This window comes from Xanthomonas sp. LF07-6, from assembly GCF_034105445.1.
Lineage (GTDB): Bacteria > Pseudomonadota > Gammaproteobacteria > Xanthomonadales > Xanthomonadaceae > Xanthomonas_A > Xanthomonas_A sontii.
On record NZ_JAXGGI010000001.1, the window covers coordinates 836,675 to 860,991 of the forward strand.

The window sequence follows — 24,317 nt, forward strand, 5'->3', positions numbered from 1 at the left end:
TCAATGTCGGTGAGTGGCGGCCAGCGCCGCGCCGTGGCGCCAGTGCAGCCAGGACTTGACGGCGAGCGTCAGCAGCGCGGTCAGCGCCAGCAGGCTGGCGCAGGCGAAGGCCGCGCTGTAGGCATATTCGTTGTAGAGGATCTCCACATGCAGCGGCAGCGTGTTGGTGCGCCCGCGGATCTGTCCGGACACCACCGACACCGCGCCGAACTCGCCCATCGCCCGCGCACTGCACAGCAGCACGCCATACAGCAGGCCCCAGCGGATGTTCGGCAAGGTCACCCGCAGGAACGTCTGCCAACCGCTGGCGCCCAGGCTCAGCGCCGCCAGTTCCTCGTCGTCGCCCTGCTGCTCCATCAGCGGCATCAGCTCACGGGCGATGAAGGGAAAGGTGACGAAGGTGGTCGCCAGCACGATGCCCGGCAGCGCGAACACGATGCGCGGCAGATGCAGCGACACGTCGCCCAGCGGCGGCAGGTGCAGCCACACGCCTTTGTCGATCAACGGCCAGGCCCAGCCGTTGCGGCCGAAGATCAGGATGAACAACAGGCCGGCGACCACCGGCGACACCGAGAACGGCAGGTCGATCAGGCTCACCAGCAGGCGCTTGCCGGGGAAACGGTGCTTGCTGACCGCCCAGGCCGCGGCCACGCCGAACACCAGGTTCAACGGCACCACGATCGCCGCCACCAGCAGCGTCAGGCGGATCGCCGCCAGCGCGTCCGGATCGGAGATCGCGCGCCAGAACACGCCGACGCCGCTGCGCAACGCCTCGGTGAACACCAGCAGCAAGGGCAGCAGCAGGAACGCCAGCAGGAAGCCGAGCGCGCCGCCGATCAGCAACCGCCGCACCCAGCGCGGCTCGTCGACCACCGAAGCCTGCACGTGCGCGGCGACGGCGACCGCACCGGCCTGCCCGGGGACGTGCGCGGCCAGCGCGGACACGACCGACACCATCACGCCACCGCCCTGCCGCGCCGCGCGAACCAGGCCTGCGCCCCATTCACCAGTAGCAGCGACAGCAGCGACAACAGCAGCATCGCCGCGGCGATCGCGCTGGCGCCGCCGTAGTCGAACTCTTCCAGGCGGATGGTGATCAGCAACGGCGCGATCTCGGTGGCATTGGGCAGGTTGCCGGCGATGAAGATCACCGAGCCGTACTCGCCGACGCCACGCGCGAAGGCCAGCGCGAATCCGGTCAGCACCGCCGGCCACAGGGTCGGCAGCACGACCCGGCGCACCGTCTGCCAGCGCCCGGCACCGAGCGTGGCCGCCGCCTCTTCCAGTTCCCGCTCGGCCTCGGCCAGCACCGGCTGCACGATCCGCACCACGAACGGCAGCCCCACGAACACCAGCGCCACGACGATGCCCAGTGGCGCGTAAGCGACCTTGACCCCGCTCGCCCCGCTGACCTGCATCAGCCCGACATAGCCGATCAGCAGGCCGCCGACGCCCAGTGCGGCCAGGCTCAGCACGGCGACCGTGCCGAGCAGGCGCTGCAGCGCACGCAGCGGTGCCGGCAGCAGCGCCTGGCTACGCCGCAGCAGCGCGTAGCCGGTCGCCGCCAGCGCCAGCAGCAGCGCCAGCCGTGGCCACCACCAGACCAGCGTCGGCAGGCTGGCCGCCAGCGCCTGCGTCGGCTGCTCCAGCCAGCGTCCGATCCAGCCGTTGCTGCCGTACAACGCGGTCAGGGCGATGCCGGCCACCGCGGTCGGCAGCGCGAACGGCAGATCGATCATCGCGTCGAACAGGCGCTTGCCGGGAAAGCGATAGCGCACGAACACCCAGGCCACCCAGGTGCCCATCACCGCATTGAACGCGGCCGCGGCCAACGCGGTGCCGAAGCTCAAGCGCAACGCCGCCAGCACCCGCGGCTCGCTCCACACCCGCCACACGCCGTCCCAGCCCAGCCCGCTGGTCTTGAGCAGCACCGCGAACAAGGGGATCAGCACCACCAGTCCCAGCCAGGTCAGGGTGATGCCCAGACTCAGCCCCAACCCCGGCATCACCCGGCGCTGGCGCGGGGCGCGGGCGACGGCGGCGGCGGTCACGGCCATCGCGTCACTTGCTCGCCTGGATCTGGTCGAACAGGCCGCCGTCGTCGAAGTGCGTGGCCTGCGCCTTGGCCCAGGACCCGAACGCCTGATCGATGGTGACCAGGCGCACCTTCGGCAGCCGCGCCAGATCGGCGCGATCGGCGTACTCGGGATGGCGCGGCCGGTAATAGTGTCTGGCCGCGATCTTCTGTCCTTCCGGCGAGTACAGGTACTTCAGGTATTCCTCGGCCACCGCGCGGGTGCCGTGCTTGTCCACGTTCTTGTCGACCAGCGCCACCGACGGCTCGGCCAGGATCGACAGCTTCGGCACCACGATCTCGAACTTGTCCTGGCCCAGTTCCTGCTGCGCCAGGAACGCCTCATTCTCCCAGGCCAGCAGCACGTCGCCGATGCCGCGCTGGACGAAGGTGGTGGTGGCGCCGCGCGCGCCGGTATCCAGCACCGGCACGTTGCGGAACAGCGCGCGCATGTAGTTGAGGATGCGCTCGCGGTCGCCCTTGAAGATGTGGTCGGCGTAGGCCCAGGCGGCCAGATAGTTCCAGCGCGCGCCGCCGGAGGTCTTGGGATTGGGCGTGATCACCGACACGCCGCTGCGCAGCAGGTCGGGCCAGTCCTTGATCCCCTTCGGATTGCCCTTGCGCACCAGGAACACGACGGTCGAGGTGTACGGCGCGCTGTTGTCGGGCAGGCGCGTGGCCCAGTTCGCATCGATCAGCTTGCTCTTGGCGGCGATCGCATCGACGTCGTAGGCCAATGCCAGCGTCACCACGTCCGCCTCGACCCCGTCGATCACCGCGCGCGCCTGCTTGCCGGAGCCGCCGTGCGAGGTCTCCACCGCGACCTGCTCGCCGGGATGCAGTTGCGCCCAGTGCCTGGCGAAGGCGGCGTTGTAGTCCCGGTACAGCTCGCGGGTGGGATCGTAGGATACGTTGAGCAGTTGCGTCTCGGCGGCGGCCGCGGCCCCGGCGAACACGCACAAGGCGAGCGCGAGCAGCGGGCGCCAGCGGCGCGGCGGAAGGCTGGACATGGGCGGTTCTCCGAAAACACACAGGCCGACGCCGCGGCCGATACCCGCCGCGGACCATGACGCATGCTGCGCAGCGGCAGGCGGCGGGTGAAATGACTTCCCGGCAGCGACTCATGCCATTTGTGCATGACGGCCGCGGCCGGCGCGGGCGCCGCGGTAACATCGCCGCTTCTTTCCGCCGCGCGTGCCCGTCATGACCGACTCCCGCCTCACCCAGCACTACGCCGAGGAACTGGACGCGATCCGCGCCCAGGGCCTGTTCAAGTCCGAGCGCATCATCGTCGGCCCGCAGGCGGCGGAAATCGTCCTCGCCGACGGCCGCCGCGTGCTGAACTTCTGCGCCAACAACTACCTGGGCCTGGCCGATCATCCGGCACTGATCCAAGCCGCCAAGGACGCGCTGGACACGCACGGCTTCGGCATGGCCTCGGTGCGCTTCATCTGCGGCACCCAGGACCTGCACAAGCAACTGGAAGCGCAGATCGCCACGTTCTTCGGCACCGAGGACACCATCCTCTACGCCGCCTGCTTCGACGCCAACGGCGGCCTGTTCGAACCGCTGCTCGGCGAGCACGACGCGATCATCTCCGACGCGCTCAACCATGCCTCGATCATCGACGGCGTGCGCCTGTGCAAGGCCAAGCGCTTCCGCTACGCCAACTGCGACATGGCCGACCTGGAAGCGCAGCTGCAGGCGGCCGACGCCGCCGGCTGCAAGACCAAGCTGATCACCAGCGACGGCGTGTTCTCGATGGACGGCTTCATCGCCCCGCTGGACGAGATCACCGCGCTGGCGAAGAAGTACAACGCGCTGGTGCACATCGACGAATGCCATGCCACCGGCTTCCTCGGCGCCAGCGGCCGCGGCTCGGCCGAGGTCAAGGGCGTGCTGGACCGGATCGATATCGTCACCGGCACCCTGGGCAAGGCCATGGGCGGCGCGCTGGGCGGTTTCACCACCGGCCGCCGCGAGGTGATCGAACTGCTGCGTCAGCGCTCGCGACCCTACCTGTTCTCCAACTCGCTGCCGCCGCACGTGGTCGCGGCCGGCATCAAGGCCTTCGCGATGCTCGACGCGGCCGACGACCTGCGCGCGCGCCTGGTCGAGAACACCGCCTACTTCCGCGAGCGCATGGCCGCCGCCGGGTTCGACATCAAGCCCGGTACCCATCCGATCTGCCCGGTGATGCTGTACGACGCGCCGCTGGCGCAGCGCTTCGCCGAGCGGCTGCTGGAGGAGGGCATCTACGCCATCGGCTTCTTCTTCCCGGTGGTGCCCAAGGGCCAGGCGCGGATCCGCACCCAGATCAGCGCCGCGCACACCCGCGCCCACCTGGACCAGGCGATCGACGCGTTCACCCGCATCGGCCGCGAACTGGGCGTACTCGCCGCCTGAGATGCGCGCCGCGCTGCGCCAACGGCTGTTGCTGGCGGCGCAGACCGACGCCCAGGCGCAAGCGCTGGAGGACGGCTGGGAGACCCGCTGCCTGCATTGCCGCCGGCGCCTGCGCCTGCGCGCTGACGGCGAACCGCTCGGACACAGCACGCTGGAACACGTAGTGCCGCAGGCCTGGTTCGGGCGCCGCGTCGCCGCGGCGCTCTGCGCCCAGGTCGGCGACGATCCCAACGATGCCCGAAACCTGGCGCTGGCCTGCGCCGGCTGCAATCACGCCAAGGGCCGCCACCACGACGCACGCGGGCCGCAGGACGCGCGCGCCCGTGAGGTGGTCGCCGCCCTGCTCAGCGCGCGGCTGGCGCGCTGGCGTCCGCCGGCGCCAACGCCGTGACTTCGGCGGCGCTGAGCTCGCGCCACGCGCCCTTGCCCAGGTCGCCCAGCACCAGGTCGCCGATCGCTACCCGCACCAGCCGCAGCACGTCCAGGCCAAGCGCGGCCAGCAGCCGCCGGATCTGCCGGTTGCGGCCTTCGTCCAGCACCACTTCCAGCCAGGCATGGCGCTCGCCCTGGCGCAGCAGGCGCGCCTGCTTGGCCCGCAGCGGTTCGCCATCGTCGACCACGCCGGCACACATCCGTGCCAGCAGCGCCGCGTCGGGCACCGCGTCCACCTGCACGTGATAGGTCTTGTCCGGGCCGCTGCCCGGATCGGTGACCCGCGCCGCCCACTGCGGGTCGTTGCTGAACAGCAGCAGGCCCTCGCTGGCCTTGTCCAGGCGCCCGACCGGCGCCAGCCACGGCAGGCCGGCACCGTCGAAACAGCGGTACACGGTGTCGCGGCCACGTTCGTCCTGCGCACTGGTGACCAGCCCGCGCGGCTTGTTGAGCATCAGGTACCGGCGCGCGGTGTCGGCCAGCGGCGCGCCGTCCACGGCCAGCCGGTGGCGGCCCTGCAGGATCGGGAATTCGGGATCGGTGACGATGCGTCCGTCGACGGCGACGCGGCCGGCGGCGATCCAGCGCGCGGCCTCGGTGCGCGAGCACAGGCCCAGCTTGGACAGGGTGCGGGCCAGGCCGTGCCTCGGCACGGCCGGCGCGGTGCTGCGCGCGGGCGAGCGCGGACGCGCGGGCGCCGCCGGGGACGACGCCGGACGGCGGGAACGCGGCGGCTTGGCCCCTCGCACGGCGCGAACGGGCGCGGCCGCGAGCGGCCGCGCGCCGGACTTACTGCTTGTTGGCGTCGGCCGGCGCCGGCGCCTCGGCGGCGGCGGCGGGTGCCGGAGCCGGACGCGCCTTGACCACGCGCACGCCGCGCGCCTTCATCCAGGCGTCGAACTCCTCGGCGGTCATGCGCTTGCCGTTCTGGCTCATGTCGAACCGCCACGGCGTGTTGTCGAAGGCCGTGGCCGGCTTGTAGGCAGCCGGATCGTTCGGCTTCACCGCGCCCGGGGTGGCGTTGGCCAGGCTCTGGCAGCCTTCGGCGCGCAGTCGCAGCAGCACGCGGTCCAGCGACTGGTCGCTGCTGTAGGACTGGGTCAGCACGCCGCTGGGCATGCCCAGCTGCACGTTGCGGCTGAACAGTTCCGAAGCGACCGGCGCGGCGACCGTGGCCGGCAACGCCAGCGGCTTGGGCAGCAGATCGCCGGAGCAATCCGGTGCGGCATGGGCCGCAGGAATCAGGGCGAGCGCGAGCAGGCTGGCCGTCACGATACGCAGCATCGGTTTTTTTCCATTCAGGCGAGTCGACGAGCGAGTGTAGGCAGGCCCCGGCGTGCTTTCAACTGTTACCGGCACTACATGCGCTAAATAATTGGGATTGCTGAAAAAATTCAGCTTGAATGCTTTGTGCATCCTGCAGAAGCGGCTTCAGCTGCGGCAGGCATTTCCAGGACGTCTGTCGCGGCTGAAGCCGCTCCCACAACGACACCGACATACATTTCCCACCCACAAAAACAAAGCCCGGCACGAGGCCGGGCTTTGCTCGAGACTGGAAGCGTCCGATTAGTTCTGGACGTTCAGCTCGGTACGACGGTTCTTCGCACGGCCTTCCGGATTGTCCGAACCATCCGGGTTGGTGTTCGGGGCAATCGGACGGCTCTCGCCGTAGCCGATCGGACCGACCAGACGCGAAGCGTCCACGCCGTTCTTGGTCAGGTAGTCGTACACGACGCGGGCGCGGCGCTCGGACAGCTTCTGGTTGTAGGCTTCGGTACCCTTCGAGTCGGTGTGACCGGCAACCTCGACGCGCAGGTCGGGGTAACGCTTCAGGATCTCGGTGGCCTCGCCCAGGATCGCCACAGCGTCCGGACGCAGGTTCGCCTTGTTGAAGTCGAAGTTGACGCCCTTCAGGTCGATCGACACCGGCACCGGGCAGCCGTCCGGACCGATGGTCTGGCCAGGCTGGGAGTTCGGGCACTTGTCGTCGCAGTTGTTGACGCCGTCACCGTCGTCGTCCAGATCGGCGCAGCTCGGCGCAGCGGCCGGCGGCGGCGGCGGGGCGACCGGGGCAGCCGGCGGCGGGCCCAGCGGGATCACGACGCCGACCGAAGCCAGCACGTCGCCGAACCAGTTCTGCGACGGAGCGGCAACGCTCTGGTCGTCGAAGTCAGCGCGGTAGGCCACTTCGGCACGCACGGCAACGCGCTTGTCGAAGGTGGTCTGCAGACCGACGCCGGCCTTGGCGGCAAAGTTGCCGTCCTTGCGCTGGCCCGGGGAGACCGGACCGCCGGTGTCGAACTCTTCTTCCGAGCGCTGGTAGCCCAGGCCGAACAGCAGGTACGGGTTCCAGCCGCGGCCTTCCTGGATGAAGTGGCGACGCAGGTCGAACGAGATGCCGTACTGGCTCCAGTTCAGGTCCTGGTTCTTGTCGAAGTTCGGGTTCTGATAGTTCAGCTCACCGTCCAGCGACCAGTTCGGGTTGATGAACTTGCCCAGGCCCAGGGTGACGAAGGGCGCATCGTTGGTGGTGCGGTCCTTGTCCTGGAAGTTGAAACCAGCCGAACCGGTCAGGTACCAGCGGTCGTCGAATTCCTGCGCGGACGCTGCCTGGGCGACGGCCAGACCGCCCAGCAACGCGGCGGTGAGAATTTTCTTGTTCATTAATACAACTCCTTGTTTCGGGGAGATAGAAACCGGTAGAGGCATGGTTCAGTACAGATGTCTCGTCACATCCAGACGGCCGTTTCCGCACGCCATCGCCGCGCACATTATGCGCGGCATAGTGAAGATGGCGTTAACGAGCACGTAACATGTGAAAGTCAACGCCAGCCCCTCCTAGGCCGTGGATACACCCTATACAGGTTAATGAAATCCCGCAATGCGGCACGGAGATGACCGTTTGCGGTCGTAGACAACGGCCAGCAGGGCGACCCAGTTCTCACCGCGGCCGCGCCCATGGCGGCGGGTCGGCCAACTCGGCCTGCATGAACTCGACGAAGGCCCGCACCCGCGGCGGCACCAGCCGGCGCTGCGGCATCACCGCGTGGATGCCGGTTTCGGTCAGCGGGTAATCGGCCAGCACCTGACGCAACCGCCCCTGCCGCAGGTCCTCGGCCACGTGCCATTCCGAATGCAGGGCGATGCCCTGGCCGTTGACCGCGGCATCGCGCAGCACCTCGCCGAAGTTGGTCTCCAGCGGCCCGGCCACGCGGACGGCGATTTCGCCGTCGGGTCCCTGCAGCCGCCAGGTGTCCTGGCGGCCGTCGCTGCCGGTCAGCAGCAGGCAGGCGTGCGCGGCCAGGTCGGCCGGCGTGGCCGGGGTGCCGTGGCGGCGCAGGTAGTCGGGCGAGGCGCAGAGCATGCGCCGATTGCCGGCCAGGCGCCGCGCGACCAGGCTGGAGTCGCGCAGGGTGCCGATGCGGATCGCCAGGTCGAAGCCTTCGCTGACCAGGTCCACGACGTTGTCGCTCAGGTGCACGCTCAGCCGCACCTGCGGATGCAGCGCCATGAAGCGCGGCAGCAGCGGCGACACATACAGGCGGCCGAATGCCGCCGACATCGTCACCCGCAAGGTGCCGGCGGCGACGACACCGGCCTGGCGCAGGCCGCCGGCCAGCGATTCCAGGTCCTCGACCAGCGGCCGCCCCTGCTCGGCCAGTTGCAGGCCTTCCGGGGTCGGGTGCAGGCGCCGCGTGGTCCGGTGCAGCAGGCGCACGCCGAGCGCGCGCTCCAGCCGCTGCAGCCGCTGGCTGGCCACCGCCACCGACAGGTCCAGGCTGCGCGCGGCGGCGCTGATCGAGCCGAGGTCGAGCACGCGCAGGAACAGGGCGATATCGCCGATCCGGTCCATTGTGTGGATTCCATTGAAAGTCGTTCAATATTTTTACTGTTTTTGCTGAGAACCTGCAGGCCTAGGCTGCCGTCCTCCCGTCACTTCCGGAGCCGCCGCATGGCCGCCTCGCTCGCCCCGCCTCCCCATCCGCCCGCTGCCGGGCGCACGCCGATCGCGCTGTTCGCGCTGACCGCTGGCGCCTTCGGCATCGGCACCACCGAGTTCGTGATCATGGGCCTGCTGCTGCAGGTCGCCGCCGACCTGCGGGTCAGCGTTCCGTCCGCCGGACTGCTGATCTCCGGCTATGCGCTGGGCGTGTTCCTCGGCGCGCCGCTGCTGACCGTGGCCAGCCGGCGCTGGCCGCGTAAGCGCGTGCTGCTGGCGCTGATGCTGGTGTTCACCGCCGGCAACCTGGCCTGCGCGCTGGCGCCGAGCTACGCGGCGCTGATGGCGGCGCGGGTGGTGACCTCGCTGGCGCACGGCACCTTCTTCGGCGTCGGCGCGGTGGTCGCCACCACCCTGGTGCCCCCGCAGCGCAAGGCCTCGGCGATCTCGACCATGTTCACCGGCCTCACCGTCGCCACCCTGCTCGGAGTGCCGGCCGGCGCCTGGCTGGGCCTGCATTACGGCTGGCGCGCCACGTTCTGGGCGGTGGCGGGGATCGGCGCGCTGGCCACCGTGGTGATCGCCGCGCTGGTGCCGGCCGATCGTGCCGCACCGGCGGCCGTGCCGCTGCGCGAGGAACTGCGCGCGGTCGGCCGCGCCCCGGTGCTGCTGGGCCTGGCGACGACGGTGCTGGGCTATGCGGGCGTGTTCGCCGTGTACACCTATGTGCAGCCGCTGCTGACCCAGGTCACTGGAGTTTCCGAGAGTGCGGTGTCGCCGCTGCTGCTGGTGTTCGGCGTGGGCATGATCGTCGGCAACGTGCTCGGCGGACGTCTGGCCGACCGCCGCCCGCAGCAGGCGCTGCCGCTGAGCCTGGGCGTGCTGGCGGTGGTGCTGGCGGCACTGCCCCTCGCCTTGCCGTCGGCGCCGGCGATGACGCTGGGCATCGGCCTGCTGGGCGTGGCCGCGTTCGCCACGGTGGCGCCCCTGCAGGTGTGGGTGCTGGGCAAGGCCGGCGAGGCCGGCCGGCATCTGGCCTCAAGCCTGAACATCGGTGCGTTCAACCTGGGCAATGCGCTGGGTGCCTGGCTGGGCGGCCTGGTGCTCGGCCATGGCGGCAGCCTGTCGCAACTGCCCTGGGTGGCGGCACTGCTGACCCTGGCCGGATTGGCGGTGGCGCTGGGCGCGCTGCGGCTGTCGCCGGCCACCGCCACACCCGCCGCCAATCACGGCGCGGGTTGCGCCGCCGGCGGTGCGGCATGAGCCGGCCGATGGCGCGGGCTGCGCTGGCGACGGCGCTGCTGGGCGCGGCGCTCGTTGGGGACGCGGCGTCGCGCGAGTGGGTCGCGACCTGGCAGGCCAGCCCGCAACCGCTGTGGGCCGCGGACTTCCCGTTCCCGACGCAGACGCCGTTCCGCCTGTGGCGGCAGACCGTGCGCCAGGTGGCGCGGGTGAGCCTCGGCGGCAGCGAGGTGCGGGTGGAACTGAGCAACGCCTATGGCGATGCGCCGCTACACATCGGCGCCGCCTCGCTGGCCCTGGCCGGCGACGGCGCCGCGACCCTGCCCGGCTCGCAGCGGCCGCTGCGCTTCGGCGGCAAGACCGAGGTGACCGTGCCGCCGGGCGCGCCGGTGCTCAGCGACCCGGTGGCGCTGAGCGTGCCGGACCTGGCCCGGCTCAGCATCAGCCTGTACCTGCCGCAGCCGACCGCGCCGTCCACCTTCCACTGGGAGGGCCTGCAAAGCGCCTGGCTGGCCGCGGGCGAGCGCACCGCCGACGCCACGCTGGCCGGCGCCAGCGCGCTGCCGGTGCGGCTGTTCGTCAGCGGCATCCAGGTGCGCCGTGCCGATGCCATCGGCGCGGTGGTGGCGCTGGGCGATTCGATCACCGACGGCGCCGCGTCGACGCCGGGGCAGGACCGGCGCTGGCCGGACCAGTTGGCCACGCGGCTGGCCGCGCAGCGGGTGGCGGTGCTCAACGCGGGCATCTCCGGCGGGCGCGTGCTGCGCGACCGCATGGGCCGCAACGCGCTGGCGCGGCTGGACCGCGACGTGCTGGCGCAGCCCGGCGTGCACACCGTGATTCTGCTGATGGGCATCAACGACATCAGTTGGTACGCCACGCCGTTCGCGCCGGACGATGCGCCGGTGCCGGCCGAGGACCTGATCGCCGGCTACCGGCAGGTGCTGCAGCGCGCGCAGGCGCGCGGCCTGCGGGTGATCGGCGCCACCCTCACCCCGTTCGAGGGCGCGCTGCCGGACTCGCCGATCCCCGGCTACTACAGCCCGCAGAAAGAAGCCGTGCGCCAGCAGGTCAATGCCTGGCTGCGCGCCGGCAACGGCTTCGACGCGATCCTGGATTTCGACGCCCTGCTACGCGACCCCGCGCATCCCACGCGGATGCGCGCGGATTTCGACTCGGGCGATCACCTGCATCCCGGCGACGCCGGCTACGCGGCCATGGCCGAGGCCGCCGCGCAGTTGCTCGGCGCCACCGCAGCCGCTTCCACCTCCGCTGCGACCGACGCCGTCGACACCGACGCCGCGGCGCGCTGACGCCTTCTCTCTCCTCACTTCCCCCTTCGCTATCAGGAGTTCTCCATGGAATACCGTCATCTCGGCGCGTCCGGCTTCAAGGTCCCCGTGCTCAGCTTCGGCACCGGCACCTTCGCCGGCACCGATCCCTTCTTCGCCACCTGGGGCAATTCGGACGTGGATCAGGCCCGGCGCCTGATCGACATCTGCCTGGAAGCCGGCGTCACCCTGTTCGACAGCGCCGACGTCTATTCCGGCGGCGCCGCCGAATCGGTGCTGGGCGCGGCGATCAAGGGCCGCCGCGACCAGGTGCTGCTCTCGACCAAGGCCGGCTTCCGCTTCGACCGGGCCGCAGCCAACAGTGTCGGTTCCTCGCGCTTCCACCTGGTGCGCGCGGTGGAAGCGGCGCTGATCCGCCTGGGCACGGACTACCTCGACCTGTTCCAGTTGCACGGCTTCGACGCGCACACGCCGGTGGAGGAAACCCTGTCCACGCTCGACGACCTGGTGCGTGCCGGCAAGATCCGCTACCTGGGCGTGTCCAACTTCTCCGGCTGGCACTTGATGAAGTCGCTGGCGGTGGCCGACCGCCACGGCTGGTCGCGCTATGTCGCGCACCAGGCCTATTACTCGCTGATCGGGCGCGACTACGAGGAGGAACTGATGCCGCTGGGCCTGGACCAGGGCGTGGGCGCGCTGGTGTGGAGCCCGCTGGGCTGGGGCCGGCTGACCGGCAAGCTGCGCCGCGGCCAGCCGCTGCCGGAAAGCAGCCGCCTGCACGACAAGGCGGTCACCGAGGCCGGGCCGCCGGTGGAGGAAGAGCGCCTGTACCGGGTGATCGACGCCCTGGAAGCCATCGCCGCCGAAACCGGCCGCAGCGTGCCGCAGATCGCACTGAATTGGCTGTTGCAGCGACCGACGGTCAGCAGCGTGATCATTGGCGCACGGACCGAAGACCAGTTGCGGCAGAATCTGGGGGCGGTCGGCTGGACCCTCGATCCCGCCCACGTGCAACAGCTGGATGCGGCCAGCGCGGCGGTACCGGCGTATCCGTACTGGCACCAGCGCGGCTTCGCCGAGCGCAACCCGCGGCCGGTCTGAGCTGCGGCCGTGCCCTCCTTTCCTTCACGTCCAGGAGCCTCCATGAAAGCGGTCGCCACCCTCCATCCCCTGCCGATCGACGATCCGCAGTCGCTGCACGACCTCGACCTTCCGACGCCGCCCGCGCCCGCCGGCCACGACCTGCTGGTGCGGGTGGAGGCGGTGTCGGTCAATCCGGTGGACACCAAGGTTCGCGCCAAGGGCGCGAGCGACGGCCAGCCCAAGGTGCTGGGCTACGACGCCGCCGGCGTGGTCGAGGGGGTCGGACCCGAGGTCGACGGCTTCGAGCCGGGCGACGAGGTCTACTACGCCGGCGACATCACCCGCGCCGGCAGCAACGCGCAATACCAACTGGTGGATGCGCGCATCGTCGCGCGCAAGCCGGCCACGCTGGACTTCGCCCAGGCCGCGGCGCTGCCGCTGACCACCCTGACCGCTTGGGAACTGCTGTTCCAGCGCATGCCCTTCGACTTCGACGACGAACACAACCGCGGCCGCCGCCTGCTGGTGATCGGCGGCGCCGGCGGGGTCGGCTCGATCGCGATCCAATTGGCGCGGCATGCCGGCTTCGAGGTGATCGCCACCGCCTCGCGGCCGCAGACCCGCGACTGGTGCCTGCAACTCGGCGCGCACCACGTGATCGACCATCGCCAGGAGCTGGCGCCGCAGCTGCAGGCACTGGGCATCGACCAAGTGGACGCCGCGTTGAACCTGGCCGACACCGACCGCTACTGGCAGGCGCTGGGCGAGCTGCTGGCGCCGCAGGGCCACGTCGGCCTGATCGTCGAACCGAGCGGTCCGCTGCACATCGGCGACCCGTACAAGGCCAAGTGCATCGGCATCCACTGGGAAATGATGTTCGCACGCGCCCGGTTCCGCACCGACGACATGATCGAACAGCACCGCATCCTGGCACGCACCGCCAGCCTGGTGGACGCAGGCGAACTGCGCACCACCCTGACCGAGACCCTGACCCCGATCAACGCCACCACCCTGCGCGAGGCGCACCGGCGCCTGGAGTCGGGCAGCACCATCGGCAAACTGGCGCTGGTCGGCTGGGGCTGAGCAGGCGGCGCAGCGATCGAAACATTGGCGCGACCGCCCCGCCGACCGTAACCGCTCCCGTTGGTGCTGTTGCTGTGCTTTTGCTGTGCTTTTGCTGTGCTTTTGCTGTGCTTTTGATCTACCGGGTCCCCTCAGCGCGGCAGACGCGGCGGGGAAAAACCCGAAGGGCGGCGCACATGGATGTGCGCCGTTCGCGGCGGGGGCAGGATGCCCCTTCCGCGAATCCCCGTCGTGGCTGCGAACCCGGAGCGCGCAGCGCGGAGGGCGCGCTGCGGGGTGTGCTTGACCAGCCTTCGGCTGTGGTGAAGCGCTTCTTTTGGTTACTTTTCTTTGCACAAGCAAAGAAAAGTAACCCGCGTCAGCGGAAGCTGTTGCTCTTGCTTCGAAGCTCTTAGCTCCAAGCTTCAGAAGTCCAAGCACCAGGACCAAGGCAACGTTTAGGTCTACGTAAAAGCAACGCCCCTCTTGCCGCCAGCCCGGTTTCACGGCACCCTGCGCCCTTCCGTACGCCTGCGTATCCACGCCATGTCGCCCGCCCCCGGCCAGCCCGTCCCCGCCCCCGCCGCCTACCCGCACCTGTTCGCCCCGCTGGACCTGGGCTTCACCCAACTGCGCAACCGCATCCTGATGGGCTCCATGCACACCGGCCTGGAAGACCGCGCCCGCGACTTCCCCAAACTGGCCGCGTACTTCGCCGAGCGCGCCGCCGGCGGCGTCGGCCTGATCGTCACCGGCGGCTTCGCACCGAACGTGGTCGGCTGGCTGAAACCGTTTGGCGGCAAGCTGTCCTGGCCATGGGAAGTGCGCCCGCACCGGCAGGTGACCGCCGCGGTGCACGCGCATGGCGCCAAGATCTGCCTGCAACTGCTGCACGCCGGGCGCTACGCCTACCACCCCCTGTCGGTGGCACCGTCGAAGCTCAAGGCGCCGATCAACCCGTTCACCCCGCGCGCACTGTCGGCGCGCGGCGTCGAACGCCAGATCGATGCCTACGCGCACGCCGCCAGGCTGGCGCGCGAGGCCGGCTACGACGGCGTCGAGGTAATGGGCTCGGAAGGCTATCTGATCAACGAGTTCATCGCCCCGCGCAGCAACCGCCGCAACGACGCCTGGGGCGGCGATGCGGCCAAGCGCATGCGCTTTGCGGTGGAGATCGTGCGCCGCATCCGCGCCGCCTGCGGACCGGACTTCATCATCGTCTACCGGCTGTCGCTGGTGGACCTGGTCGAGGACGGCAGCGACTGGCAGGAGATCGTGCTGCAGGCGCAGGCGATCGAGGCCGCCGGCGCGACCCTCATCAACTCCGGCATCGGCTGGCACGAAGCACGCGTGCCGACCATCGCCACCTCGGTGCCGCGCGCGGCGTTCGCGGCGGTGACCGCCAAGCTCAAGCCGCACGTGCGGCTGCCGCTGATCGCCACCAACCGCATCAACATGCCCGACGTGGCCGAGCGCATCCTGGCCGGCGGCGGCGCCGACATGGTGTCGCTGGCGCGGCCGCTGCTGGCCGACCCGGAATGGGCGAACAAGGCGCAGCGCGGCCAGGCGCAGGCGATCAACACCTGCATCGCCTGCAACCAGGCCTGCCTGGACCACGTGTTCGAGAACAAGACCGCCAGTTGCCTGGTCAATCCTCGCGCGGCCGCCGAGACCGAACTGAACTACCTGCCGACCCGCGCGCCCAAGCGCATCGCCGTGGTCGGCGCAGGCCCTGCAGGCCTGGCCTGCGCGACCGTGGCCGCACAGCGCGGCCACCGCGTCACCCTGTTCGACAGCGCCAGCGAGATCGGCGGCCAGTTCAACGTGGCCAAGCGGATTCCCGGCAAGGAGGAATTCCACGAGACGCTGCGCTACTTCCGCCACCAGCTCGACGCCACCGGCGTGGAACTGCGCCTGCACACCACCGCCGATGCGGCCCTGCTGGCCGACTTCGACGAGGTGGTGCTGGCCACCGGCATCGTGCCGCGCACGGTGGATTTCCCCGGCGCCGATCATCCCAGTGTGGTCAGCTATCTGGACGTGCTGCAGGGCCGGGTACAGGCCGCGGACAAGGTCGCGATCATCGGCGCCGGCGGCATCGGCTTCGATGTCGGCGAGTTCCTGGTGCACGCCGGCGAGTCGACCGCGCTGGACCCGGCGCGCTGGATGGCCGAGTGGGGCGTGGACCCGCAATTCGAAGGCCGTGGCGCGCTGTGCAAGCCACGCCCGGAGCCGCCGGCGCGCAGCGTGTGGCTGCTGCAGCGCAGCCCGGGCCGGCCCGGCGCGCGGCTGGGCAAGACCACCGGCTGGATCCATCGCGCCACGCTCAAGGCCAAGGGCGTGACCATGCTCGGCGGCGTCGAATACCTGGGCGTGGACGACAGCGGCCTGCGCATCCGCGTGGACGGCGCCGAGCAACTGTTGCCGGTGGGCACGGTGGTGGTCTGCGCCGGCCAGGAACCGCGGCGCGACCTGCAGGCGGCGCTGCAGGCCGCCGGCCGCAGCGCGCACCTGATCGGCGGTGCCGATATCGCCGCGGAACTGGACGCCAAGCGCGCCATCGCCCAGGGCAGCCGGCTGGCGGCGCAGTTGTAGGGCGTGCGCTGACCTGGTCGGCCATCGGCGACCATCGCGGGCAGCGTCGTGTCGAGGCACGCGGCGCTCTGTCGGGCACAGTCGGCGATCGCTCTCGATCCCGGCACGCGCAAGCCCAGGTCGCCCGCAGCAGTCACGCCCGGCGCCCGCCACCGACGGGCCTGTGACGCTCAACGCGCCGCGCAGGGGAACGCGTCGTGCAGCGCCTGCTCCACCGGAACCGCGGCGCGCTGCCGCAACTGCGCCGGCGGCAGCGCGGCGAGCGCGGTGAACACGCGATCGACCAGTTCGTGCGTCAGCACGCCCTGCGCGCCGGCGCACCACTGTCTGCCTTCGCTGGCGTCGGCGACGCCGGCGATGTACAGCCGCGCCAGCGCGCCGGCCTGCGCGCGGCGTTGCTCGGCGCTGCCGGCGAGCGGCGTCGCCGCGGCCTGCGCATCGCCGCGCAGCAGACGCAACAGGTCGGCGGCGGACAGCTGATACACCGCCTGCGGGCGCGCGGCCACGGACGCGACGGCAGGCGCAGCGAAGGCGGCAAGACACAGGCACAGCAACCGGGGCCATGACCATGACAGCGACATCGGCGAACTCCTCGAACGACGGGGACCAGCGCCTTCGATCCTAGCAAGCCGGCGCGGCGGACTTGGTGCTGTCGCATCGCGCGGCTATAAGCCTGGGCATGCCGCCCGCCTCGCCCCTGCCCGCCCTGCCCCGCCTGCCGCAAACGGCGCTGGCGGCGTATGCCGGCGCGCATTTCGGCAAGAGCCTGCTGTGGTACGCCGGCGAACTGCTGCTGATCTACTCGATGACCGAACATGCCGGCCTGCGCGCGATCACGGCCGGGCTGGTGCTGGCGCTGGGCCTGCTGCTCAGCGCCGCGATCGGCCTCGGCGCCGGCTGGGGCCTGCGCCGGCGCCTGCGCGACGTGCGCAGCGCCGGGCGCCTGCAATGGCACGGTCTGGCCGCCGCGGCGCTGGCGCTGCTGCTGGTGTTCGCCGCACCCTTGCTGCCGCCGCCGTGGCGGCCGGGCTATGTGCTGGCGGTGAGCCTGCTGTTCCGGCTGGCCTACGCCGCCTGCGACGTGGCCCAGAACACCTTGCTGAGCCTGGCGCAGTGGCCCTGGCGCGGCCACGACGGCGCCAGCGCGCTGCGCCTGGCCGGCAGCGGCGCGGCGGCGCTGCTGATCAGCAGTGTGGTCGGTGCGGTGCTGGCGCGCGGGACCGATGGCGGCAGCCTGGCGCTGCAGGCCAGCGCGGTGCTGGCGGCGGTGGCGATGCTGTGCGCCTGGCAGTTGCAGCGGGTGCTGCGCCATCACGCCACTGCGCACCCGGCCCCGGCCGACGCCACGGCCGTGATCGCGATCGACCGAGCGCCCTCGTGGCGCGCGATTCCCTGGCAGCCGCTGGCACTGATCGCAGCGGTCTCGCTGACCCTGCCCGCGTTCACCAAGCTCGCCCCGTACGTGGCTGCCTACGGTCTGCTCTCGCCCGGCTGGGGCAGCGCGGTCCTGATCGCCTATGCGCTCGGCACGGTGCTGGTGCAGCCGCTGGCCGCGCGCTGGGGCCGACAGCGCACGCCGACACAACGGCTGGCCTGGCTCGGCAGCGCCCTGTTGCTGTGCGCGCCGCTGTTCGCCCTGGCGTTGCCGGCGCAGCCACTGCTGAGCCTGGCCGCGGCCGCCTGCATCGGCGCCATCGGCGGCAGCGGCGGGCAACTGGTATGGGCCTGGCACGCGCAGTGCACCGCGACCCGGGCGGTCGCCGAGCATGCGCTGTGCTTCGCCGCACTGACCGCCGCCGCACAGGTCGCGCTGGCCGCCGGGGTGGTGCTGATCGGCGTGCTGCTGGATGCGCTGGACTACCGCGACGGGCACTGCCTGCTGCTGTGCTGGGCGATGGCGGCCGGCCCGCTGCTGTGCGGGGCGCTATGCCTGCTGCTGGCGCTGTTGACGGGACGCCGGCGATCGCATCCGATCGGTGCCGGCCTGGCGGCGAACGCGAGCAGCGGCTGAGGCGGCGCACGGTCGACGCCACCGCGATACAACGCGGGCTAGCCGTCTGGCAAGCAACACCTGCACCGCGGCGCGACGCACTGCGCCCGCCGCTGCATGTCTCAGGCGAAAAACGCCCGCTGCAGCGGCATCAACGCCGCGCCCAGGGTCACCGCGTCGCCGACGGTGCGGGCGATGCACAGTTGCGGCAGCGGCGGCGCCAGGCCGTGCCGGTTGGGTGCGCGCGGGATGCGGAGGCGCTCGATCAGGCGTGCGCCGATCGCGGCCGGCAGGCGCCCGCCGATCACGATCGCCTGCGGATCCAGCGCATAGGCCAGATACGCGCACAACTGCGAGAACGGTGCCTCGGCCATGTCCAGCCAGGCGTCCACGCCCGGGGTGTGCGCGTCGATCGCGCCGAGCATCTGCTCGACTCCGGCGTAGTCCTGGCCGGCGGCCCGCACCAGCGACAGCAGCGCGTCCAGGTTCGGATAGGCCATGCCGCCGACGGTCCAGATGCCGCCGAACTCGCCGGCATTGCCGCGGTGGCCGCGGAACAGCCGGCCATCGGCGATGATGCCGCCGCCGAAGCCGTTGGTCAGGTGCAGGTAGACGAAGTCGCGGCAGTCGCGGCCGACCCCGTACAGACTCTCGGCGACCGCCGCCGCCGCGCCATCGTTCTCGATGGTGACCGCGCAGCCCAGGGCTTCTTCCAGAATCGGCACCAGGTCCACCTGGGTCCAGTCCTCCAGCGCCGGCGGCCCGGCCATCTGCCGGCCCTGCCCGGTGAAGAACGCCGAAATCGCCATGCCCATGCCGACCACCCGCGCCGGGTCCACTCCGGTCTCGGCCAGCAGCTCCGCACGGAATCGCTGCAATTGCGCCAGCACCGGTGCACGGCGCATGTCGGCCAGGCCCACGCGGCGCTGGCCGCGCACGGTGCCGGCGAAATCCACCAGCGCCAGCGCCACCACGTCGCCCATCAGGCCGATGCCGAAGGCGTAGGCGTAATCCGGCGCCAGCCGCACATCGACGCTGGGGTTGCCGCGACCCTCGGCGGCACGGGCGCTGAGCTGGACCATGCGGTCCTGCACGAAGCCCTGCAGCAGGCGCGCCACGGTGGGCTGCGACAGAGCCAGGTCGCGGCTCAGCGCCGCCTGGGTCTGCACCCCGGTCTTGAACACACGGTCGAGCAATTGGCGGCCGCCGGCACTGACGCGCGGCGGGAAATCGGGATGCGGCATAGGCGGACGCAAAGCGTGATGGATGCACGAACCGCAACAACCTAGCACGTGGACATCCAATTTTCATACATGACAAATAGTATTAATCCAACATTCTTTTACTGGGGGTCTTCATGCGTACCGTTCATCCGCACCCGAGCCTGCTGGCCCTGGCGCTCGCGTCCATCCTCGGCAGCGCCGCGACCGTCCATGCTGAGGACGCGCCAGCGCCCCCGGCAGACGCCACCACCACGCTGGACCAGATGGTGGTCACCGGCACGCCGCAGGGCCAGTCGCAGAAGGACGCCCCCTTCGCGATCAGCGTGGTGTCCAAGGAACGCCTGGAGCGGAGCACCCCGAGCAGCAGCGTGGACATGCTGCGGGCGGTCCCCGGCTTCTCCGCCGAACCCTCCGGCGGCCAGGGCGGCGGCCAGAATCTCTACGTGCGCGGCCTGCCGGCCGGCGGCTGGTACTACGTGCAGTACCAGGAAGACGGCCTGACCCTGTTCGACGAGCCGCAGGAAAGCTTCTTCAACGTCGATACCCTGTTCGCGCTGGACATGATGACCGAGCGCCTGGAAGTGGTGCGCGGCGGTACCTCGCCGCTGTTCGCGACCAATGCGCCGGGCGGCACGGTCAACGCCATCACCCGCCACGGCACCGCCACGCCCGAAGGCGCGGTGCGCATGAGCGTGGGCAGCGACGGCCTGCGCCGCGAGGACGCCTACAGCGCCGGCCCGCTCAGCGAGAACGTGCTGTACAGCATCGGCGGCTACCACCGCAGCGACGACGGCCTGCGTCGCACCGGCTACACCGCCGACCAGGGTGGCCAGCTGCGCGGCAACCTGACCTTCCTGATGGGCGATGCGATCCTCGACGTCGACGCCAAGTACCTCAACGACCGTACCGCCTTCTACAACCCGATCCCGCTGGCCGACCCGCGCAACCCGTCGCAATCGCTGTCGGCGCTGATCGACCCGCTGGACGGCACCCTGCTGTCCAACGACCTGCGCCACACCACGGCCCTGACCTTCGACGGCACTACACCGCTGGCGCGCAACCTGGACCTGGCCGACGGCATCCACAGCAAGGTCAAGCAACTCGGCACGCACCTGGAGTGGGATCTGGGCGACGGCCTGACCCTCAACAACCGCATGCGCTTCGTCGATGCGGAGGTGGACTACACCGCGCTGTTCTCCGGCGCCGCACCCTACGACGCCGGCACCTACCTCAACACGCAACTCGGCCGTGCGCGCAGCGGCTTCGGCACGCGGGTGGCGCGGGTCGGCTACGTCGCCAGCCGCAACGGCGCCGCCTACGATCCAGCCGCGGCCGACGGCCTGGTGCTGGAGAGCGGCCTGTGGAATGCGCGCACGCATCTGCGCACGCTGTCCGACGACCTGCGCCTGAGCAAGGCGTTCGACGACACCGCGCTGGGCCAGCACACGCTCACCGCCGGCCTCAACGTGCAGCACTTCGAATACCGCCAGGACCGGTTGCAGAACACCGTGCTGACCACGCTGCAGAACAACGCGCAGCGCCTGGACGTGCTGGCCTACGACGCCGCCGGCAACGTGGTCGGTTCGGTCACCCAGAACGGCTTCGTGCGCTACGGCAATGGCGTCACCCGCGGCTTCGCCAACGGCACCTACCTGTCGCCGTACCTGTGGGATTCGGTGCGCTTCGGCCGCCTCGGCCTGGATGCCGGCGTGCGCTACACCCGCTACAACGCCAACGGCGGCGTCTACGCCAACACCACGCGCAATCTCGGCGATCCGACCACGCTGGCCGACGACAACGTCGGCGGCCTCAGCGGCGCGTTCAGCCCGCGCACCGATCATCGCCATGCCACCCAGTGGACGCTCGGCGCCGAGTTCGCGCTGACCCCGCAGCTGCAGACCTTCGCCCGCTACACCCAGTCGCAGCGCCTGCCGCGGCTGCAGAACGTCTACCAGACCCAGAACGCCGACGTCACCGATATCGACCAGGCCGAGGCCGGCCTGCGCGGCAGCTTCGGCGACAGCTTCTCGTTCTCCACGGTCGGCTTCTGGAGCCGCTTCAACGATCTGTCGATCAGCGCCATCGTGCTCGACGGCAGCGGTGCGGTGCAGAGCCTGGCGCTGGTCGGCAAGACGCGCACCCTGGGCCTGGAATCGGAGTTCACCTGGCGGCCGTCGCCGCTGTTCGGCATCACCGGTTCGGCCACGCTGCAGGATCCGCAGACGCGCGGCCTGAGCAACGCGACCACCGGCCTCAGCTACGGCAACCTGGACGGCAAGCAGATCTCGCGCATCCCGAAGTTCATGGCGTCGATCAGCCCGACCCTGTACTTCGACATCGACGGCCGGCCGCTGGAACTGTCGGCCACCGCCTATCGCATGGGCCAGCGCTATGTGGACTACACCAACGCCACCGCCCTGCCCGCCTACACCACCTACGACCTGAGCCTGTTCGCGCGGCTGACCGACCACCTGGAACTGCAGCTGCACGCCGCCAACGTCGGCAACGCGCTCGGCCTGACCGAAGGCAATGCGCGCGTGGACACGCTGTCCGGCCAGGGCACCGCCGACGCGATCTACGCGCGGCCGATCTTCGGCCGCAACTACAACGCGTCGCTGACCTGGAGATGGTGAGCATGCGCTGCCGGAGACTGCTGATGAGCGCCGTGCTGTCGATGCCGGTCCTGGCCATGGCGGCAACGCCGAGCCTGCCCGACCAGCTACGCGACCCGCATGGGCCGGCGCTGGTGGTGTCGCACCGCGCCTGCTGGACGTTCGCCTCGGAGAACACGCTGGACGGCATCGCCGCGTGCATCGCGCGCGGCGTGGACATGGTCGAGATCGACGTGCGCACCACCCGCGACGGCGCGCTGGTGCTGATGCACGACGAGACGGTGGACCGCACCACCGATGGGCACGGCGCGGTGGCCGATCTGGACGCGGTGCAGATCGCCGCCTTGCGCGTGCGCAGCCGGGGTGGCGGCCGCGACAGCACGCTCACCGCGCGGCATCCGCCGACGCTGGCGCAGGCGTTGGCCATGGCGCGCGGCAAGGTCCTGGTGAACCTGGACGTCAAGGCCGCGGCGCTGGACCAGGTGATCGACGTGGTGGAGGCCGCCGGCGCGCAGCGCGACGTGCTGCTCAACGTGCCGCTGGACGCGCCCGCTGCGGTGCTGCAGCGCGCGCGCAAGGCCGACATCGCGGTGCAGGCGCTGTACCTGCAGCGTGAATCGACGCTGCCGCCCGAGCAGGCCCTGCGCCGCGCCGCCAGCTTGCAGCCGGCGGTGGTGCAGCTGATGTTCGACGACCCGGTGGTGCTGGACATTGCGCAACGCGAACTGGCGCCGCACGCGCGGCTGTTCGTCAACACCATGACCAACGACATCGCCAGCGGCAAACCGATGCGGCTGTCGGCGCACTACACCGACCAGCGCGCGCTGCGCGATCCGGCTGCGGTCTGGGGCGGGCTGCGCAAGCACGGCGTCAGCATGATCCAAACCGACGAGCCGTTGGCATTGCAACGCTACCTGCACGGCGCGGACACGCCCCGGTAGCGGGCCTCGGTCCAAATCCCGGCGACATCACGCGGTGGCCCACGCGCGGTGTCGCCAGGAGTCCAGTTTCAGACGGGTGGCGTGCAACGCCAGGACGATGCCCGTCGCTTCGAGCATTGCGCTGCAGACAACCGCGCCCATGGGCGCGGCGGTTGCCGCGCGCTGCGCTGCTTCACTTCATTCCATCAACCCCGAACGGAAGAGAGCACATGAAACTGCCCAAGAAACCCGCCAAGGTTCTCGCCCTGGCGCTGGCCTGCGCGTCGCTGGCCACGCTGTCCGGCATGGCGTCGGCCGCCAGCAACTGGAACCCGCAACATATCCTCAACGTGATGAAGAATCCCTACCAGGGGAATCACGCCGACGTCGTGGTGATCTCGCATCGCGGGCTGGTCGGCAACGGCTGCGCGGAAAACTCCACCTGCTCGATCCTCAGCACTTACAACAACAACATCGAAGCGATCGAACTCGATGTCAAGCAGGCCTCCGACGGCATCCTTTGGCTGTTCCACGACCAGAACGCCGGTCGCGTGGTGTATCACGAACCCGGCTTCTATATCTTCCAGCCGGCGACCAATCCGAAGGGCTGGAATCCGGACATCAGCACCCTGACCAGTCATGATCTGGTCAACTCGTTCCTGCGCGACAAGAACTTCGCCAAGACCAACGACAATCCGACCTCGCTGGCCAAGGCGCTGAACACCGTGGTGACCTACGCCAACCACATGGTGGTGGTGCTTGATCTGAAGAACCTGGATGCAGTCTCGCGCGCGGCCGACCAGGTCCATGCGTTCCGCATGGAGAACCAGGTGGTGCTGAAATTCAGCGCCTCGCTGCTGCCGAAGACGCCCAGCGAGATCACCCGCTTCACCAAGGGTGTGCCATTCGCGCCGACCATCTACGCTGGCGACATGGACAGGCTGGCCGATGGCGGCTACGTCGGCGAGTGCGGCTCGGGGCGCGGCGACACGCCGGCGTGCCGGGTCAACGCCTGGATCAACGAGGCGCGTCGCCAAAACGGCTTCGCCTGGCTGGAAATCGGCAACAAGCAGCCCCGCCGCGGCGACCCGACCGCCGAACTGCTGGCCGAGAACCAGGCGCAGAAACGCGCGATCGGCGCGTTCTCGCCGGTGCCCGAGTACCGCCTCAGCAGCCATGACGGCCAGCACTACGTGCGCAGCAACGGCACCTGCTGTGCCTCGCTCGACGACTACCTGACCCGTACCAAGTACTTCGGCAACGAGACCGCCGACGACCGTCCGGACTTCCGCGCGCAGGTCACAGCCGGCTTCACCAGCATCATCACCGACGATCCGCTCGGGGTGATTCGCGCCAACGTGCCGCGCAACACCGCGCGCTACAACTGACCACTGGATGGTCGCCCGGGGAGTGCGCTCCCCGGTCCTGCACGGCGCCCATGCGCCG

20 protein-coding genes are annotated in these 24,317 nt (G+C 70.4%); 11 read left to right on the forward strand and 9 right to left on the reverse strand.

All coding sequences use genetic code 11. The features are described 5' to 3' along the window. The 3 genes from cysW to SLW56_RS03530 form a co-directional block, all read right to left on the reverse strand. Entirely contained in the window at positions 1-957 is a 957-nt protein-coding gene (gene cysW / locus SLW56_RS03520) for a sulfate ABC transporter permease subunit CysW (protein ID WP_295925499.1), read from the reverse strand. After that, positions 957-1,805 carry an ABC transporter permease subunit gene (locus SLW56_RS03525; protein WP_320694403.1) on the reverse strand — a complete coding sequence of 283 codons (849 nt, stop codon included), beginning with the start codon at positions 1,803-1,805 and terminating at the stop codon, positions 957-959. The genes cysW and SLW56_RS03525 overlap by 1 nt, the downstream gene beginning before the upstream one ends. Positions 1,806-2,061: 256 nt before the next feature. Further along, positions 2,062-3,084, reverse strand: a complete 1,023-nt coding sequence (locus SLW56_RS03530; RefSeq protein ID WP_267084692.1) for a sulfate ABC transporter substrate-binding protein — start codon at positions 3,082-3,084, stop codon at positions 2,062-2,064. 193 nt (positions 3,085-3,277) lie between these two features. On the opposite strand from SLW56_RS03530, the gene kbl reads away from it, so the two are divergent. Further along, positions 3,278-4,480 carry a glycine C-acetyltransferase gene (gene kbl, locus SLW56_RS03535; protein WP_017910772.1) on the forward strand — a complete coding sequence of 401 codons (1,203 nt, stop codon included), beginning with the start codon at positions 3,278-3,280 and terminating at the stop codon, positions 4,478-4,480. Position 4,481: 1 nt separating this feature from the next. Next, positions 4,482-4,871, forward strand: a complete 390-nt coding sequence (locus SLW56_RS03540; RefSeq protein ID WP_320694352.1) for an HNH endonuclease — start codon at positions 4,482-4,484, stop codon at positions 4,869-4,871. Here the strand turns inward: SLW56_RS03540 and SLW56_RS03545 are convergent. From SLW56_RS03545 to SLW56_RS03560, 4 genes are all read right to left on the reverse strand, one after another. Continuing rightward, on the reverse strand, positions 4,825-5,565 hold the full coding sequence (locus SLW56_RS03545) for a pseudouridine synthase (RefSeq protein ID WP_295916333.1): 741 nt from the start codon (positions 5,563-5,565) through the stop codon (positions 4,825-4,827). The two genes, SLW56_RS03540 and SLW56_RS03545, sit on opposite strands and share 47 nt — an antisense overlap. A 136-nt stretch (positions 5,566-5,701) precedes the next feature. Next, positions 5,702-6,196, reverse strand: coding sequence for a hypothetical protein (locus SLW56_RS03550; protein ID WP_152236546.1), 495 nt, complete (start codon positions 6,194-6,196; stop codon positions 5,702-5,704). Positions 6,197-6,478: 282 nt separating this feature from the next. Next, complete coding sequence (locus SLW56_RS03555) at positions 6,479-7,576, reverse strand: OmpA family protein (RefSeq protein WP_160966123.1); 1,098 nt, start codon at positions 7,574-7,576, stop codon at positions 6,479-6,481. Positions 7,577-7,853: 277 nt separating this feature from the next. Next, positions 7,854-8,765, reverse strand: coding sequence for a LysR family transcriptional regulator (locus SLW56_RS03560; RefSeq protein ID WP_017914119.1), 912 nt, complete (start codon positions 8,763-8,765; stop codon positions 7,854-7,856). 99 nt (positions 8,766-8,864) lie between these two features. Here SLW56_RS03560 and SLW56_RS03565 point away from each other — a divergent pair, with 99 nt between their 5' ends. The 5 genes from SLW56_RS03565 (at position 8,865) to SLW56_RS03585 (ending at position 16,126) form a co-directional block, all read left to right on the forward strand. Beyond that, positions 8,865-10,115 (forward strand): MFS transporter, encoded by a 1,251-nt coding sequence (locus SLW56_RS03565; protein WP_267100323.1) that lies wholly within the window; start codon positions 8,865-8,867, stop codon positions 10,113-10,115. Further along, on the forward strand, positions 10,112-11,407 hold the full coding sequence (locus SLW56_RS03570; RefSeq protein WP_295961846.1) for an SGNH/GDSL hydrolase family protein: 1,296 nt from the start codon (positions 10,112-10,114) through the stop codon (positions 11,405-11,407). The genes SLW56_RS03565 and SLW56_RS03570 overlap by 4 nt, the downstream gene beginning before the upstream one ends. 45 nt (positions 11,408-11,452) lie before the next feature. After that, the gene (locus SLW56_RS03575; protein ID WP_267107709.1) at positions 11,453-12,487 is read left to right on the forward strand and encodes an aldo/keto reductase; all 1,035 of its coding nucleotides are present in this window, start codon (positions 11,453-11,455) and stop codon (positions 12,485-12,487) included. Positions 12,488-12,529: 42 nt separating this feature from the next. Next, on the forward strand, positions 12,530-13,552 hold the full coding sequence (locus SLW56_RS03580; RefSeq protein ID WP_295961849.1) for a zinc-binding alcohol dehydrogenase family protein: 1,023 nt from the start codon (positions 12,530-12,532) through the stop codon (positions 13,550-13,552). A gap of 525 nt (positions 13,553-14,077) precedes the next feature. Beyond that, the gene (locus SLW56_RS03585) at positions 14,078-16,126 is read left to right on the forward strand and encodes an NADPH-dependent 2,4-dienoyl-CoA reductase (protein ID WP_320694353.1); all 2,049 of its coding nucleotides are present in this window, start codon (positions 14,078-14,080) and stop codon (positions 16,124-16,126) included. 170 nt (positions 16,127-16,296) lie between these two features. Here SLW56_RS03585 and SLW56_RS03590 read toward each other — a convergent pair whose 3' ends face one another. Then, positions 16,297-16,632, reverse strand: a complete 336-nt coding sequence (locus SLW56_RS03590) for a Rap1a/Tai family immunity protein (protein ID WP_267104414.1) — start codon at positions 16,630-16,632, stop codon at positions 16,297-16,299. 140 nt (positions 16,633-16,772) lie between these two features. Between SLW56_RS03590 and SLW56_RS03595 the strand changes: the two genes are divergently transcribed. After that, complete coding sequence (locus tag SLW56_RS03595; RefSeq protein ID WP_320694354.1) at positions 16,773-18,137, forward strand: MFS transporter; 1,365 nt, start codon at positions 16,773-16,775, stop codon at positions 18,135-18,137. Positions 18,138-18,238: 101 nt separating this feature from the next. On the opposite strand, the gene SLW56_RS03600 is transcribed toward SLW56_RS03595, so the two are convergent. Beyond that, the gene (locus tag SLW56_RS03600) at positions 18,239-19,360 is read right to left on the reverse strand and encodes an ROK family protein (protein ID WP_320694355.1); all 1,122 of its coding nucleotides are present in this window, start codon (positions 19,358-19,360) and stop codon (positions 18,239-18,241) included. Positions 19,361-19,473: 113 nt separating this feature from the next. Here SLW56_RS03600 and SLW56_RS03605 point away from each other — a divergent pair, with 113 nt between their 5' ends. From SLW56_RS03605 to SLW56_RS03615, 3 genes are all read left to right on the forward strand, one after another. Beyond that, a complete protein-coding gene (locus tag SLW56_RS03605) occupies positions 19,474-21,972 on the forward strand; it encodes a TonB-dependent receptor (RefSeq protein WP_320694356.1) in 2,499 nt (832 codons plus the stop codon). 23 nt (positions 21,973-21,995) lie between these two features. Beyond that, a complete protein-coding gene (locus SLW56_RS03610) occupies positions 21,996-22,892 on the forward strand; it encodes a glycerophosphodiester phosphodiesterase family protein (RefSeq protein ID WP_320694357.1) in 897 nt (298 codons plus the stop codon). Between the two features lie 209 nt (positions 22,893-23,101). After that, the gene (locus SLW56_RS03615) at positions 23,102-24,259 is read left to right on the forward strand and encodes a glycerophosphodiester phosphodiesterase family protein (protein ID WP_017911121.1); all 1,158 of its coding nucleotides are present in this window, start codon (positions 23,102-23,104) and stop codon (positions 24,257-24,259) included. Positions 24,260-24,317: the final 58 nt, after the last annotated feature.

Coding starts and splice junctions, on each gene's coding strand:
- cysW (WP_295925499.1), bottom strand. CDS start 957: ATGGTGTCGGTCGTGTCCGCGCTGGCCGCGCACGTCCCCGGGCAGGCC.
- SLW56_RS03525 (WP_320694403.1), bottom strand. CDS start 1,805: ATGGGCACCTGGGTGGCCTGGGTGTTCGTGCGCTATCGCTTTCCCGGC.
- SLW56_RS03530 (WP_267084692.1), bottom strand. CDS start 3,084: ATGTCCAGCCTTCCGCCGCGCCGCTGGCGCCCGCTGCTCGCGCTCGCC.
- kbl (WP_017910772.1), top strand. CDS start 3,278: ATGACCGACTCCCGCCTCACCCAGCACTACGCCGAGGAACTGGACGCG.
- SLW56_RS03540 (WP_320694352.1), top strand. CDS start 4,482: ATGCGCGCCGCGCTGCGCCAACGGCTGTTGCTGGCGGCGCAGACCGAC.
- SLW56_RS03550 (WP_152236546.1), bottom strand. CDS start 6,196: ATGCTGCGTATCGTGACGGCCAGCCTGCTCGCGCTCGCCCTGATTCCT.
- SLW56_RS03555 (WP_160966123.1), bottom strand. CDS start 7,576: ATGAACAAGAAAATTCTCACCGCCGCGTTGCTGGGCGGTCTGGCCGTC.
- SLW56_RS03560 (WP_017914119.1), bottom strand. CDS start 8,765: ATGGACCGGATCGGCGATATCGCCCTGTTCCTGCGCGTGCTCGACCTC.
- SLW56_RS03565 (WP_267100323.1), top strand. CDS start 8,865: ATGGCCGCCTCGCTCGCCCCGCCTCCCCATCCGCCCGCTGCCGGGCGC.
- SLW56_RS03570 (WP_295961846.1), top strand. CDS start 10,112: ATGAGCCGGCCGATGGCGCGGGCTGCGCTGGCGACGGCGCTGCTGGGC.
- SLW56_RS03575 (WP_267107709.1), top strand. CDS start 11,453: ATGGAATACCGTCATCTCGGCGCGTCCGGCTTCAAGGTCCCCGTGCTC.
- SLW56_RS03580 (WP_295961849.1), top strand. CDS start 12,530: ATGAAAGCGGTCGCCACCCTCCATCCCCTGCCGATCGACGATCCGCAG.
- SLW56_RS03585 (WP_320694353.1), top strand. CDS start 14,078: ATGTCGCCCGCCCCCGGCCAGCCCGTCCCCGCCCCCGCCGCCTACCCG.
- SLW56_RS03600 (WP_320694355.1), bottom strand. CDS start 19,360: ATGCCGCATCCCGATTTCCCGCCGCGCGTCAGTGCCGGCGGCCGCCAA.
- SLW56_RS03605 (WP_320694356.1), top strand. CDS start 19,474: ATGCGTACCGTTCATCCGCACCCGAGCCTGCTGGCCCTGGCGCTCGCG.
- SLW56_RS03610 (WP_320694357.1), top strand. CDS start 21,996: ATGAGCGCCGTGCTGTCGATGCCGGTCCTGGCCATGGCGGCAACGCCG.
- SLW56_RS03615 (WP_017911121.1), top strand. CDS start 23,102: ATGAAACTGCCCAAGAAACCCGCCAAGGTTCTCGCCCTGGCGCTGGCC.